The 14,254-nt window shown below is 70.9% G+C and carries 10 protein-coding genes; 5 read left to right on the plus strand and 5 right to left on the minus strand.

Annotated features, from left to right (window positions below; translation table 11 throughout):
* Nucleotides 1–131: 131 nt before the first annotated feature.
* Nucleotides 132–1,094, plus strand: coding sequence for a hypothetical protein (locus VG296_RS27560; protein WP_325570751.1), 963 nt, complete (start codon nt 132–134; stop codon nt 1,092–1,094).
* 138 nt (nt 1,095–1,232) lie between these two features.
* A complete protein-coding gene (locus VG296_RS27565) occupies nt 1,233–2,582 on the plus strand; it encodes a hypothetical protein (RefSeq protein ID WP_325570753.1) in 1,350 nt (449 codons plus the stop codon).
* A 22-nt stretch (nt 2,583–2,604) separates the two neighbouring features.
* On the opposite strand, the gene VG296_RS27570 is transcribed toward VG296_RS27565, so the two are convergent.
* Entirely contained in the window at nt 2,605–4,062 is a 1,458-nt protein-coding gene (locus VG296_RS27570; RefSeq protein ID WP_325570755.1) for a protein kinase domain-containing protein, read from the minus strand.
* 14 nt (nt 4,063–4,076) lie between these two features.
* A complete protein-coding gene (locus VG296_RS27575; protein WP_325570757.1) occupies nt 4,077–6,518 on the minus strand; it encodes an ATP-dependent Clp protease ATP-binding subunit in 2,442 nt (813 codons plus the stop codon).
* Nucleotides 6,519–6,707: 189 nt separating this feature from the next.
* On the opposite strand from VG296_RS27575, the gene VG296_RS27580 reads away from it, so the two are divergent.
* Nucleotides 6,708–7,466 carry a hypothetical protein gene (locus tag VG296_RS27580; RefSeq protein ID WP_325570759.1) on the plus strand — a complete coding sequence of 253 codons (759 nt, stop codon included), beginning with the start codon at nt 6,708–6,710 and terminating at the stop codon, nt 7,464–7,466.
* A gap of 82 nt (nt 7,467–7,548) precedes the next feature.
* Nucleotides 7,549–8,349 carry an FHA domain-containing protein gene (locus VG296_RS27585; RefSeq protein ID WP_325570761.1) on the plus strand — a complete coding sequence of 267 codons (801 nt, stop codon included), beginning with the start codon at nt 7,549–7,551 and terminating at the stop codon, nt 8,347–8,349.
* Between the two features lie 16 nt (nt 8,350–8,365).
* Here VG296_RS27585 and VG296_RS27590 read toward each other — a convergent pair whose 3' ends face one another.
* Entirely contained in the window at nt 8,366–8,716 is a 351-nt protein-coding gene (locus VG296_RS27590) for an extradiol dioxygenase (RefSeq protein WP_325570763.1), read from the minus strand.
* Nucleotides 8,717–8,915: 199 nt separating this feature from the next.
* Between VG296_RS27590 and VG296_RS27595 the strand changes: the two genes are divergently transcribed.
* Nucleotides 8,916–9,662 carry a GH12 family glycosyl hydrolase domain-containing protein gene (locus VG296_RS27595; protein WP_325570765.1) on the plus strand — a complete coding sequence of 249 codons (747 nt, stop codon included), beginning with the start codon at nt 8,916–8,918 and terminating at the stop codon, nt 9,660–9,662.
* A 112-nt stretch (nt 9,663–9,774) separates the two neighbouring features.
* Here the strand turns inward: VG296_RS27595 and VG296_RS27600 are convergent, their stop codons facing one another.
* Nucleotides 9,775–11,583, minus strand: coding sequence for a GMC family oxidoreductase (locus tag VG296_RS27600; RefSeq protein WP_325570767.1), 1,809 nt, complete (start codon nt 11,581–11,583; stop codon nt 9,775–9,777).
* Nucleotides 11,570–13,498 (minus strand): AMP-dependent synthetase/ligase, encoded by a 1,929-nt coding sequence (locus VG296_RS27605; RefSeq protein WP_325570769.1) that lies wholly within the window; start codon nt 13,496–13,498, stop codon nt 11,570–11,572. Before VG296_RS27605 ends, VG296_RS27600 begins: the two co-directional genes overlap by 14 nt.
* Nucleotides 13,499–14,254 lie beyond the last annotated feature (756 nt).

Consider the following 14,254-nt stretch of genomic DNA (forward strand, 5'->3'; position numbering starts at 1 on the left):
CGACGTCGTGTCCTGAGTCCACGACGTCGGCCGCCGCCGCGTATCAGAGCCTTTCTTTCGCGAAGGCAGCACGGACCGGTATAGTCCGGCTTCCCCCCACACATGCCACACTTGCGATCGCGGGAGTCGCCGTGAAGCCGAGACTGCTGCCGGACATCCGGTTCCTGCCCTCGGAGACCGGGCTGTCGGTGCGCGGGCCCGGGCACGAGGCCGCGCTGCACGCACCGGGGCTCTACCCGTGGTTCGAGCGCGTCTGCCCGTTCCTGGACGGCGAACACTCGGTCGTCGACCTGGTCGAGAAGCTCTCGCCGATGGCGGCGCAGCGGGTGCTCGGCCTGGTCGAATTCCTGCTGCGGGAAGGCTTTGCCCGCGACGCGCAGTACGACGTGCCGCACACCCTCAGCCCGGCCATCCGCAGCCTGCACGCGTCGGTGATCGAGTTCCTGGCGCGCGAGGCGGACTCGCCGGAGCGCAGGTTCCAGAGTTACCGCGAATCCGCGCCGGTGGCGGTCGGCTCCGGCAGACTGCTGACCGCGACCGCGCTCGCGCTGCTGGCGACAGGGGTCGAACACGTGCGGGCGCACGTGGTGGCCGCGGACGAGTGGGGCGAGTCGGCGACGGACCGCAGCAGCCTCACGGAGTGCGCGAAACCCCTGCTGCACCGGGATATGGCGGCCAGACTCGAGTTCGTCGACGGCGAGCCGCGCGACCTGCCGCCGGACGCGGGCGTGCTGCTGTACGCCTCGGACCGGCCGGACCGCGAGCGTGCCGCGCGGCTGCGGAACCTCGCCGCGCGCATGGGCGTCCGGCACGGAGAGGCGATCATCAGCGCGGACGAGGTCGTCATCAGCCAGGTCGCCGTGCCGACGCTGGCGCCGGTGAGCTTCACGCCGCGCGATCGGTCCGCCGCGCGGTCAGCGGCGACCAGCCGCGCCACCAGCCGCTACTTCGGCGGCCCGACCGCCGCCCTCGCGGCCAACCAGCTCTGTCTCAGCCTGCTGCAGCACGCCGCGGGTCTGCACGCGATGGACGCGGATTACGAGGTTGGGCCGGTGGTCCTGGACCTGCGCACCGCCAACTTCGCCGTCCGGTGACAGTCGTCAGATAACAACTTCGCCAAGGTCTTCGCGATGGTCAACCCCATGCTCGGCTCAGGCGTCTGAAATATGACGTCTGTTGACCTGGCGGACCCGTCGAGTCATGACGACGCATGGACGAGGAGGGCGGTTCCCATGTCGGCGAGCGCGCCCGCGTACCCTCACACGCCCGAGTCGGGCGGCGAGGCAGCGCGGCTCTACCACGCCGAGCACGGGTGCAAGGTGCCCTACATCGACCTGTCCGCGCCGCGGCCCGAGGCGAAGTCGTACCCCGCGGCCGAGGCCGTCCCGCTGCCCTACCCGCCGCGGGCGCGCACCGGCTTCCGGGCCGACCGGCCGGACGGGCTCGGCGACCTGCTCGCGCTGACCTACGGCGTCACCCGGGTCGAATGGGGCGGCGGCGGGGTCCGGGCCGGGCGGCCGCTGCCCTCGGGCGGAGCGGCATACCCGGGGGAGTTGTATCTCTCCGCCGAGTTCGGGCTCTGCCACTACCTCCCGTCGGCGCACGCGCTGGAGCGGCTGAACGAGGCGGACCTGCGCAGGCAGATCGTGGACGCGCTGGAGGCCCAGCCCGCCGAGCGCCCGCGGCTGATCCTGCTGCTCACCTCGCGGCACGAGGCCAACCTGCCCGCGTTCGGCGGCTTCGGGCACCGGATGCAGACCCTGGACACCGGCGTGCTGGCCGGTCAGGCGCTCGCGCTGATCGACGCGGCGGGTGCGGAGGTGCGGGTGCACACGCGCTTCGACGAGGCGCGGCTGAACCGGATCCTCGGCCTCGACCCGCGTGCCGAGTCGGTGCGCGCGATCGTCACCGCGGGCCTCGGGCACGACGCGCCGCTCCCCGTCCCCGCGTTCTCCACCGATCCCGGCGCCAACCAGGCCGGGATTCCGCGGCGGATCATGGCCAGGCACACGGCCGCCGACGGGTTCGACGCGGTCTCGATCCCGCTGCCGCGCGTGCTGGAGATCCTCGAGACGGCGGCCGAGGAGATCCCCAGCGACATCCGCACCGGCCACGGCGCCGAGTTCGCGAGCCTGGACCTCTACTGCGTCGCCAACCGCGTGGACGGCCTGGAACCGGCCTGCTACAAGCGGTCCGCCGCCACCGGCGCGCTCGGCCGGGTGCGCGAGACCGTCGATCCGCGCACGCTGTTCCCCAGCGGCAGCGACGGCGAACTCGCCCACTTCCAGGCCGCGTGCGCGCTGCTGATCGTCGGCGACTACGAGCACGGATACCGCGAGCACGGCGACCGCTGGTACCGGATGCTCAACCTGCAGGCCGGCATCCTCGCCCAGCGCATCGGCCTCTCGGCCACCGGCGCGGGCCTCGGCTCCATGCTGCGCTGCGACTATCAGGTCAAGGTCGCGGACCGGCTGATCCACGCCTCGCCCGGTCGCACCGTCCTCGTCGCCGTGCTGGTCGGCCTCGAACACGGCGTCGGCAGGCCGGGCCACCGGCTGCTGCTCGGCGGCTACGGGTCCTGACTCAGGCCCGAGTTCGGCTGGGTCACAGCGACTTCCAGGCCGAGCGCAGCGCCTCGCGGAAGGCGGCGGCGGACTCGAAGCCGATCTCCTGCTGATCGATCAGCGCCGTGTCGATCACCTCGGCGAGCGCGCGCGGCACGTGCGGGTCGCGCTGCCGGATCGGGACCGGCGAGCTGTAGAGGATCACGTGCCACTGATCCACGTCGCCGGGGAAATCGCGGACGTAGGTGCCGGTCAGGCACTTGTAAAGGCAGGCGGCGAGCGCCCAGACGTCCACCGACTTCGGGACGTTCTTGAAGTTCACCACCTGCTGCCGCGCGACGTACCACGGCTTGCCGGCCTTCGCGCCCGTCCGCGTCAGACCACTGAGACCGGCCTGGTCGAAGGCCTTGCCGAGACCGAAATCGCCGACCTTCGCGACGTACGGAGCACTGCCGCGCGCGCCGCCGTGGCCGCGCATCCCGGCGCCGGTGGACTCGGCGAGCAGGATGTTCGACGGGCTCAGGTCGCGGTGCACAACAGTCTCGTTGTGTGCGTAGTCCAGGCCCTCCAGCACGTCCAGCGCGTATCGGACGGCCTCGTCGACGGGCAGTGTGCCGCCCCTGATCTGCAGCAGCTTGTCGAGGCTGCCGCCCTCGCAGTACTCGGACGTGAAGAAGAACGCCCCGTCGGCGAATCCGTCCTCGTACAGCGCCGCGATGTTCGGGTGGCGCAGCCGCCTGGTCAGCTCGACCTCGCGCCGGAACCGGGCGCGCGCCACCTCGTTCGCCGCGACCCTCGGCAGCATCAGCTTCAGCGCGACGAGCCGGCCGGACTCCCGGTGCCTGGCCAGGTAAACCGCGCCCATGCCGCCCCGGCCGAGCTCGCCGAGCAGGTCGTACTCGGCGATCGCGCGCAGGTCGCTGCGGGTACCCGCCTGGGCCAGCTTCACCAGCAGCGTCATCACGTCCTGCGGGTTCGCCTGGCAGGCCGCGCACACGTACCGGCCCGCCGCCGCGCCGCGCCGACCGAGCTCCTGGGTGATCTCCCTGCCGCACTTCACGCAGCCGGGCGGCGGCAGCGTCGCGGCCTGCTCCGGCGAGACGACGAGCGTCGTGGCCTCCTCGGGCGGCACGGCCACGTTCACCCGGAACGCCACCGAGCGCCCGAGCCGCACCTCGTCGCCGTCCTTGAGGTCGCGCTCCTGTGTGCCGAGGCCGCGACCCTGCGCCGCGCTCTGGCCCGGGTCGCGCTGGCCGATCTTCGCGCCGTTGACGAAGGTCCCGTTGCGGCTGCCGAAGTCGCGGATGCGCACGTCCGGCGGGTTGATGTCCAGCATGCAGTGGTGCCGTGAGACGGAACGGTGGTGCTCGTCGTTGGGCAGCCGCGGCGAGCAGTCCTCGCCCCGGCCGATCAGGCAGGTCGAGCGTTCGTCGAACACGAATTCGCTGCTCTCGCCGCGTCCGTTCACCAGCGCCAGCGACACGGTCGCGCGGCCCATCGGCACCGTCCTGTTCAGTTCCCGCCGCCTTCCGGGGCGAATTCGAGCTCTCCGTCCGATGCGGAAACCCGCACGATCGAGCCGTCCGGAAGCGCCGAGCCTAGCAGCGCGCGCCCGAGCGGCCGCACCAGAACCCGCTCGACGGCCTGCTCAAGCGCCCGCGCGCCCGAGCGCGGATCAGTACCCTGCTCCAGCAGCAGTTCCCGCGCCGCCCGGTCGAGTTCCAGCCTCAGCGAGCGGTCCGCGAGCCGGTCGTGCACGCGGGCGATCAGCTTGTCCAGCACGGCGTCCAGTGCCGCGCGGGTGAGCGGATCGAAGACGACGACGTTGCCGACCCGGCCGAGCAGCTCGGGTCGCAGTGTTCTGTGGAGCTCGGCCATGATCTTGCCCGGTCCCGGCGTCGGCGCCGCGGCCGACGCGGCTCCCGTCCGTTGGAACCCCATGCCGCCGGAGGCTCCGCGCTCGTAGCCGAGGTTCGTCGTCAGCATCACGACGGTCTCGGTGAAGGAGATCCGGCGCCCGCGCGCGTCCGTGAGCCGGCCCTCGTCGAAGATCTGCAGGAACAGGTCGAGCACCTCGGGATGCGCCTTCTCCACCTCGTCGAACAGCACGACGCTGTGCGGGTGCGCCCGCAGCGGACCGCTGAGCTGGCCTTCCCGATCGTGGCCGAGATATCCGGGCGGAGCTCCCAGCAGCCGGGAAACCGTATACCTGTCCTGATACTCCGACATGTCGATGCGGATCAGCCGCCGCTCGTCGTCGAACAGGAATTCGGCGAGCGCCTTGGCCAGCTCGGTCTTGCCCGAGCCCGTCGGCCCGGCGAGCAGGAACACGCCGATCGGCCGCCGCGGATCGCCCAGCCCGGCGCGCGAGGCGCGTACCGCCTCTGATACCGCCGCGACCGCCGCGTCCTGGCCGATCACCCGCCGGGACAGCTGCTCTTCGAGGCGGAGCAGCCGCTGCGCCTCGCTCACGGCCACCCGTTCGACCGGGATCCGCGCACGCTCCGCCACGACGGACACCAGTTCGGTCCGTCCGACCCGCGTGGCGGGCGAGGCAGTCTCGGCGGCCGGAGTCAACCGCGGAATCCGAGCGGCCGCGCACGCCTCGTCCAGCAGGTCGATGGCCTTGTCCGGCAGGTGAAACTCCGGAAGGTAACGGATCGCCAGCTCCACGGCGGCCGCCGGCGCGTCCTCGGCGATCTCGATCCGGTGGTGCCGCTCCAGATGCCCCGCCACGCCCTCGAGGATCTCCACGGCCTCGGCGCGCGTCGGCTCCTCGACCCAGATCACGGCGAACCTGCGCTGCAGCGCCGGGTCCTCCTCGACATACCGCTGGTATTCACCCGCCGTCGTCGCCCCGATCACCCGGATCTCGCCGCGCGCCAGCATCGGCTTGAGGATGCTCGCCGCGTCGGCCGAGCCCGACGTGCCGCCCGCGCCGAGGACCGTGTGCAGCTCGTCGAGGAAGAGGATCACCCCGGGCGTCTCGCGCGCCTCCTTGAGGACGGCCTCCATCCGCTCCTCGAACTCGCCGCGGTACTTCGTGCCCGCGACCAGGGCCGACATCGTCAGCTCCACGATCTCAACCCCGGCGAGATCCTCCGGCGCGCCGCCCGCCGCCAGCCGCGCGGCCAGGCCCTCCACGATCCCGGTCTTGCCGACGCCCGCCTCGCCGACCAGCACCGCGTTCGCCTTCCGCTGCCGCACCAGCACCCGCGCGAGGCTCAACATCTCCTGCTCGCGCCCGATCAGCGGCGGCAGCGCACCCTCCCGCGCGAGCAACGACAGCTTCCTGCCATAGCGGTCCAGCAGCGGCGTACGCGTCTCCGCGACGGCATGCCGTGCTCGGCGCGGAATCCGCTTCGTCTGCTCCGGGATCGCCACGTCCAGGTCGTCGAGCGCCGCGTCGCGCTCCGCCTCGGGATCGGGATCGTGCTCGGCTTCGGCCTCGGACGGCGGCTGCGACTCCACCGCGGCGCGCGTTATCTCGGGGAAGAACGCGTGTAAGGGCTCGTCCACGCCGAGCAGCTCGAAGACCTCCCGGCAGCGCGGCAGCGGCTGCTCCAGGATCGCCCGCAGCAGCTCGACGACCCCGGCGTGGTTGTGCTCGCCGAGCTCGCCCGCGCGCCGGATCGTGCGCATCAGGGCCGTGTTCACCGGCACACCGTCGTCCGCGATCGGCTCGGCCTCGGCCGCCGCCAGCGCCGTACGCAGCGCCCCGCGCAGCTCGTCCGGATCGATCCCCGCCTCGGCGAACCGCTCGCGCAGCTGCTCGCCCTCGTCCGCGAGCTCACGGCGCTTGTCCGGGTCCTCGAACCGGTGCGGCACCGATCGATCGCTGAGCCAGCTCAGCGCGAGCAGCAGGTGGTCCGGACCCATCGCGCCCGGCCCGCTGCGCGCCTCGAAGCCCGCGAGGCGCAGTGCGACCGTGACGCCGGACGACAAGGAAGGCACGGTTTCGTTCCACCCCACTCCCGGCGATCTGAGCCCTGAACCCACCGTATCCGAATCCCACCCGATCCCGCCGCACCTACGCGCCACGGATCCCGGCGGGGACGGGACCGGTCCCGCGGCCGGCTTGCTACGGTGTCCGCGCGCGTATGGGCATGGCCGGCGGGGCTGGCGGGACTCGAGGAGTGCGAGATGGTGTTCAACGGCTTCACCCGGACCACGCCGCCGGGAACGATCCTGGTGGTCGCGGACGAGCGGCAGTATCAGAAGAAGCCGAGCGCGAACCACGAGGTGCTCTTCGGCCGCGGCCAGGACGACGTGCACGTGGCCGTGGGCATCGACGACCCCTACGTCAGCCGCAAGCAGGGGATGCTCCTGTGCGACGGCTCCGGCTGGCGGCTGCGCAACATCGGCAAGCTGCCCATCCGCCTCGTCGACGAGAGCATGGTGCTGGCCGGCCACGAGCTCGCGCTACGCACCGGCTGCACGCCGCTGCTCGTCGGCGCGCCGGCGCATCGCGTCCACCTGGTCGAGGTGTACGTCGCCGGATTCCCCAAGCCCGGCGCCGAGATCGGCCCCGACTCGCCGACGCGCTCCCCGGACGAGTACGAACTCAGCGAGATCGAGCGGATGGCGGTCGTCGCCATCGCGCAGCGGTACCTGCGGCAGGACCCCGCTGCGCAGCCGATGTCCTGGGCCCAGGCCGCCGACGACCTCAGCCGCGCCCCCGGCGCCGGCCGCCGCTGGACGGCCCGCTCGGTCGAGCACGTCGTCGCCGCCGTCCGCCAACGCCTCGCCACCGGCAGGTCGCCGATCCCGGGCATCCTCCGCGGCGAGATGCCCGAGCCTGTCGGCAACACGCTCAACCACAACCTGATCACCGCCCTGCTCCGCAGCGCCACCCTCACCCCGGACGACCTCGCCGTGCTCGGCGAGGACGACGAGTTCTGACGCGCGGCGCGGAAGGGGAGGGGTCCCCGGCTCCGCGGTCTAGCCTGCCGACAACGGGGGCAGGTCGAGAAGGAGCCGCAGCGTGCAGATCGAGGACTTCGCGCCACAGGTGCTACCGGCGTCCACGCGGCGACTGGCCGACGGCGTCCCCTCCGCCCCGCCCGGCACACTGTTCGCACTCGCCGCCGGCGGCGGCTTCGCGGTCCCGCCCCGCCCCTTCGAGCTGCTCTTCGGCCGCGGCACCGGCGACGTGCACGTGGCCATCGGCACGCACGACCCGTATGTCAGCAGACTGCACGGCATACTCCGCTGTGACGGCCGCGAATGGTGGCTGCGCAACGAGGGCCGGCTGCCGATCTACCTGCCCGACGACCTCATTATCCTGTCAGGCCACGAACTCCCGATGGCGACCGGATACACGCCCCTGTTCATCAACACCCCGGCGCACCGCTCGTACCTGCTCGAGATCCACGTGGCCGGCCCGCTCGGCGACGCCCCCGACGAGGTCCCCCACCTGTCCACCCGCGAGCCGGACGTCTACCAGCTCAGCGAGGACGAACGCCTCGTGCTCGTCGTCCTCGCCCAGCGCTACCTGCGCCAGGAGCGCTACCCGCAACCCGTCTCCTGGAAGCAGGTCGCCGAGGACCTCAACCGCATCGCCGAGGGCCGCGAGTGGACCCCCAAGGTCGCCGCCCACCTCGTCGGCACCGTCCGGGAACGCCTCGCCGCCGCCCGCACCCCCGTCCCGGGCATCCTCCGCCACGACGGCGTCGGCGAGCCCGTCGGCAACGTCCTGAACCACAACCTCATCAGGGCCCTGCTCAAGAACACGACCCTGATGCCCACCGACCTGGAGTTGCTGAGGACCGAGACCCCGGAGTAGCGGTCGACCCCGACTGCTAGAGCGTCGCCGCCACCGGGTGGGAGGGCTCGTAGAGGCCGACCTCGCCGCCGCCCGGGAGGCGGAAGGCGGTGGCGCGGCCCCAGCGGTGCTGGGTGACCGGCTTCGTGAAGACGATCCGCTTGCCGGTGAGCTCGGCCATCGTCGTCACCAGGTCCTCGCACACGAACATGAACTCGTGCGACTCCTTGCCCTCGGTCGGGTGCACGCCGAGCTCCGTCGGCGGCAGCTTGAAGATGAGCCAGCCTTCCCCCGCGTCGATGTGCGGGTACTTGAGGACCTTCTGGAAGAACTCGCGGTCCGCCTCGGGATCGCGGCTGTAGAGGACGACGTGTCCGGCTGTGATCATAGACGCAGAATACTCACTTCCGTGCGGGCTGTGATTGTCGAATCGCTTCGACAATATAGTCGAACAAAGCCGGACGATGTTTTTCGTCGAGTTCATATTGACAGTTCAACGTGCCAGTTACAGACTTCGAAGCGCTTCGACGATTGCTCTCGTCGAGATGCGCAACCGTCTCACCCACGGCACGAAGGGAAGAAGCGCAATGACGCGCACCCACGATCACAGCCGGCCGAACGGCCCGAAGAACGGCCGGCAGAAGCTGCTCCGCCTCGCCGTCGCCGGGCTGGTCGCCGGCGCGGCGACGGCCGTCGCGGTCGGCCCTGCCCAGGCCGCCGGCTGCACGACCTCGGCGCAGTACGGCTCGTGCTCCAGCGGCTCGTACACGATCTACAACGACGAGTGGGGCGGCGGGCACGGCTCGCAGACCCTCTGGGCCAACAGCTACAGCAACTGGGGCGTCTACTCGACCCAGCCGAGCACGTCCGGCGTGAAGGCCTACCCGAACGCGTCGATCTCGGTCGGCAAGTCGCTCAACTCGCTGTCCACCGTGTCGAGTTCGTTCAACGATTCGGTGCCGAGTTCCGGCAACTTCGAGTCCGCGTACGACATCTGGCTCAACTCCAGCTCGTACGAGATCATGGTGTGGACGGACACCGTCGGCAACGTCAGCCCCGCGGGCTCGTCGATCGGCGACCTCACGCTGGACGGCAACACCTGGAACGTGTACGTGGGCAGCAACGGTTCGAACCCGGTCTATTCGTTCTGGCGCACCTCGAACGAGACCAGCGGAACGGTCAACATCCTCGACCTGCTGAAGTGGCTGGAGAACAGCAAGGGCTACTTCTCCAACCCGACCCTCTCGACGGTTCAGTACGGCTTCGAGATCAGCGGCACCGGTGACGTCCAGGAGGACTTCACGATGAACTCGTACTCGACCTCGATCAGCTGACGACCTGACATCGCGCTTGGGCCGCCGCACACGGTTCGTGCGACGGCCCAAGCATCGGGTCAGTTCAGCGGTTCATCAGCCCAGCAGTCCATCAGGTCATGAGGTCGGCACGTCATGGGATCATCAGATCGAGGCGCGCGAACGCATCCTCGGGCACCGCGGGGGAGAGCGGCGCCACGGGCTTGACCCGGCGGTACGCCTCGCCCTGCGCGGGACGCGAGTCGGGCTCGCCCTTGTTCGGCCACAGCGACATCGCGCGCTCGGCCTGCGCGGTGATCGTCAGCGAGGGATTGACCCCGAGGTTCGCGGAGACCGCCGAGCCGTCCACGATCGAGATGCCCGGATAGCCGTGCAGCCGCTGGTAGGGGTCGATCACGCCGTGCTCCGGGTTCTCGGAGATCGGGCAGCCGCCGAGGAAGTGCGCCGTGAGCGGCATGCCCATCAGCTCGCCGAGGTTCGTCCCGGCCAGCCCGCCGATCTGGTCGGCCAAGAGCCGCGCCGCGTGCGCCGCCTCGGGGATGTGCACCGGGTTCGGCGCGCCGTGGCCCTGACGCGCGGTCAGCAGGCCGCGTCCCGGCCACTTCTTCTTCAGGTACGTGCTCAACGAGTTGTCGTGCGTCTGCATGACGAGGCCGATGATCGAGCGCTCCGACCAGTGCCGGGTCGCGAGCGTTCGCGCGACGATCACCGGGTGTGACAGATATCCCCACGCGGCGGCGATCGGCTTCGGCGTTCGGCCGCCGACCTTGTACTGCGGGACGCACATCAGGGCCATCGTGTTCGAGCCCTTGCCGTAGCGCACGTTCTCGATATGCGTGTTCTCGTTCGGGTGGATCGACGAGGTGATCGCGACGCCGCGCGTGAAGTCCGGCTCGGACATCGTGTTGCGACGCTTGCGGTAGGGGCGCGGAGCGGTGATCGCACCCACCAGCGCCTCGGAGTTCGTGCGCGTCAGGTCGCCGAGCCGCGCCGAGATCCGAGGCAGGCCGCCGCCCGCGTGGATGCGGTGCAGCAGCGTCTGCGTGCCGTAGGTTCCGGCGGCGAGCACGACGTGGCGGCAACGGATCGGCGTCGCGCGAGCCTTGCGGCGCTTGTCGGTGGGAGCGAGGTAGACCTCGTACTCACCGTTGTCGAGGGCCTTGACATCGACGACGGTGCTCATCGGGCGGATCTCGGCGCCCGCGCGTTCCGCGAGATAGAGGTAGTTCTCGTTGAGCGTGTTCTTCGCGCCGTGGCGGCAGCCGGTCATGCACTCGCCGCATTCGGTGCACGCACGCCGCGTCGGACCCGCGCCGCCGAAGTACGGGTCCGCCACCTCTTCGCCCGGCTCCGCGCGGCAGCCGTTGCCGTCCTGTCCGTCGCCGAAGAACACGCCGACCGGCGTCAGCTTGAAGCTGGAGCCGACGCCCATCGACTCGGCCGTGGCCTTGAGGTACTCGTCCGCCTCGGTCGTCGTCGGGTTCTGCCGCACGCCGAGCATCCGCTGCGCCTGCCGGTAGTAGGGCCGCAGCTCGTCCTCCCAGTCGGTGATCTCGCCCCACTGCGGGTCCTCGAAGAACGCGCGCGGCGGCACGTACAGCGTGTTGGCGTAGTTGAGCGAGCCGCCGCCCACGCCCGCGCCGGCGAGCACCATGACGTTGCCGAGCACGTGGATCCGCTGGATGCCGAACAGCCCGAGCCGGGGCGCCCACAGGTAGTCCTTGACCGCCCACGAATTGCGCGGCAGCGTCTCCCGGGTGAACCGGCGGCCCGCCTCGAGGACGAGCACCCGGTAGCCCTTCTCGCTCAGCCGCAGCGCCGCGACCGCGCCGCCGAACCCCGAGCCGACCACGACCACGTCGTACTCGGGCTCCGGCTCGGGCCCGTTCTCGGTCTCGGCCCCGTTTTCGTTCTCGGCCGCGCGAACCTCATCGTCCGGCATACAAATCCTCGATATCGTGGGCGTACGCGGCGGCCACCGCGTGCCGCTTCACCTTGAGCGACGGGGTGAGCAGCCCGTTCTCCTCGCTGAACTCGCCCTCGACGAGCTTGAAGGCGCGGATCGACTCGGCCCGGGAGACCGCCTGGTTCGCGTACAGCACGGCCGCCTGCACCTGCGCGACCAGCTCCGGGTCGCGCGCGAGCTCGGTGAACGGCGTGTCGTAGGGCCGCCGACGCACCATCAGCCAGTGCTCCCTCTCCTCCGGCTCGAGCGTGATCAGCGCGACCACGTACGGCTTGCCGTCGCCGACCACCATGCACTGGCCGACCGGCACCCGGCTGCGCAGCCGATCCTCCAGCATGCTCGGCGAGATGTTCTTGCCGCCGCTGGTGATCAGGATGTCCTTCTTCCGGCCGGTGATCGTCAGGTAGCCGTGCTCGTCCAGGCTGCCGAGGTCGCCGGTGGAGAACCAGTCCCCGTGCATCGATCCGGCGGTGGCCTCCAGGTTGCGCCAGTAGCCGGAGAACAGCATCGGGCCCCTCAACATGACTTCGCCGTCGTCGTCGATGCGCACCCCGCCGCCCGGCAGCGGCACGCCTACGGTGCCGGAACGCGGTTCCAGCGGCGGGTTCACGGTCGTGGCCGCGCTCGTCTCGGTCAGCCCGTAGCCCTCGTAGACCAGCACGCCGCAGCCGAAGAAGAACTGCGCCAGGCTGGAGTCCAGGCGCGAGCCGCCGCTGATGACGTAGCGCACCTTGCCGCCCATCGCCGCGCGCACCCGCCGGTAGACGAGCAGGTCGTAGAACCGGTGCGCGAACCGCAGCCCGAGGCCGGGACGCCTGCCCTCGCCGAAGATCGAGCGCATCTGGGCGTTGCCGTAGCGGACCGCGATCCGGTCGGCGCGGTCGAAGGACGAGGCGCGGCCCATCCGCTCCGCCGTGCCGCGCGCGATGTCGTGGATGCGCTCGAAGAAGTAGGGCACCGCGACGAGGAACGTGGGCTTGAAGGATTCGAGCTCGGGACGCACCTCGTCCGGCTTGATCGTGGGCCACATGCCGATCGTGATCCGGCCCTGGATGCAGGCGATCTCCATCGCGCGGCCGAGCACGTGCGCCAGCGGCAGGAACAGCAGCGTCGAAGGCTCCTGATGCGCCCAGACCGCGCGGAAGGTCGGCACCATCAGTTCGACGATGTTCGTCGCCTCGGAGTGCAGCGCGGCATGGGTGAGCACGCAGCCCTTGGGGCGGCCCGTGGTGCCCGAGGTGTAGATGAGCGTCGCGATGGTCTCCGGCGTCAGGGTCGCGCGACGCTCCTGCAGTTCGGTGTCCGGGACGCCCAGGCTGAGCTCGGCCAGCTGCTCCAGGCCGTCCTCGTCGATGACCCAGATCGGCAGGTCCAGGTCGAGCACGGTCATGGCCTGCTTCGCGATCGCCGCGGTGGCCTGGTCCTCGACCACGATCATCCGGACCCCGGAGTCCTCCAGGATCCATTCAAGCTGCACGACGGACGAGGTCGGATACACCGGCACGGTCTGCCCGCCGGCGGCCCAGATGGCGAAGTCCACCACCGCCCACTCGTACCGGGTGCGCGACATCAGCGCGACCCGGCCGCCGACCGGGAGCCCGGCGTGCACCAGGCCCTTGGCGGTCTCCGCGACGTGCTGGGCGAACTCGGCCGCGGTGACCGGCAGCCAGCCCTGCTCGGTGCGGCGGCGCAGGGCTATCCGTTTGGGTTCCTGCCGGGCGTTGTCGAAGGGTATGTCGGCCAGCGATCCACGGGTCAGCGGCGCCGCCAGTGGCTCTGTGTGGACCTCGCGTACCTTGCCGTGCTCGAGGATGAGCTGGACGCGGGTGCGGTCGGCGAGATCCTTGCGCCTGCGGGCGGCGCGCAGACCTCGGTAGAACGTCCGTGCCATGCGCGGCTCCTTTGCCTGCCTGGAGTGGGTGAGGCCGTCCTCCCGTCCTGAACAGCCGCTCCGACTTACCATTGAGTCAAGTTACTCGCTGGTAAACAGAATATCCATGGCCGACGGAGGTCGAACCGGGACCAAGGGGCCGAAAACCCTTGCGATCCCGTGACCCACATCGACGCGGGGGAGTGGTGGGGCCGTTGAGGACGGAGTGCTGGTCCGAGTCGATTCCCCGCGAGGCTAGCCCGACCCGCGCCGCGACACGGGGCAGCGACACGCGGAGCAGCGATGCCCTACCGCCTCTTTACCTTATGTATCACGGCAATCCGCGCCGGCCGGACACGAAAGGTCACATCCGGTCGCGCCCGGTCACGCCGCGGCGGTCAGGTCGGTCGGCCGGTCACTCCGCGGAGTTCAGTTGGCCGGTCGGCGAGTCACGCCGAAGCGGTCAGCCGGTCGGTCCGTCACGCCGCGGCGGTCAGGTCGGTGGGGCGGCGAGTCACGGTCAGCCGGTCAGCCGGTCAGCCGGCCGGTCGGCCGGTCGGCCGGCCGCGCCGAAGCGGTCAGGTCCGTCGGGCGGCGAGTCAGGCTGAGGCAGCCGGTCGGTCAGCCGGTCGGTCGGCCGGTCACTCCGCGGCGGCCGGTTCCGGCGGTGCCCACACCTCGCCGCCGAGCACCTGCCGCATGCCGACCCACATCATCCCCATCAGCCGCAGCGTCACCCGCTCCGGCGACTCGCCCGGGTGACGCTCCATCCAGTCG

This window comes from Actinospica sp. (genome assembly GCF_035552695.1).
Lineage (GTDB): Bacteria > Actinomycetota > Actinomycetes > Streptomycetales > Catenulisporaceae > Actinospica.

What these genes read in the sequence shown, in the direction of transcription:
- VG296_RS27565 (WP_325570753.1), top strand. Translation starts at nt 1,233, where the DNA reads ATGTCGGCGAGCGCGCCCGCGTACCCTCACACGCCCGAGTCGGGCGGC.
- VG296_RS27570 (WP_325570755.1), bottom strand. Translation starts at nt 4,062, where the DNA reads ATGGGCCGCGCGACCGTGTCGCTGGCGCTGGTGAACGGACGCGGCGAG.
- VG296_RS27580 (WP_325570759.1), top strand. Translation starts at nt 6,708, where the DNA reads ATGGTGTTCAACGGCTTCACCCGGACCACGCCGCCGGGAACGATCCTG.
- VG296_RS27590 (WP_325570763.1), bottom strand. Translation starts at nt 8,716, where the DNA reads ATGATCACAGCCGGACACGTCGTCCTCTACAGCCGCGATCCCGAGGCG.
- VG296_RS27595 (WP_325570765.1), top strand. Translation starts at nt 8,916, where the DNA reads ATGACGCGCACCCACGATCACAGCCGGCCGAACGGCCCGAAGAACGGC.
- VG296_RS27600 (WP_325570767.1), bottom strand. Translation starts at nt 11,583, where the DNA reads ATGCCGGACGATGAGGTTCGCGCGGCCGAGAACGAAAACGGGGCCGAG.
- VG296_RS27605 (WP_325570769.1), bottom strand. Translation starts at nt 13,498, where the DNA reads ATGGCACGGACGTTCTACCGAGGTCTGCGCGCCGCCCGCAGGCGCAAG.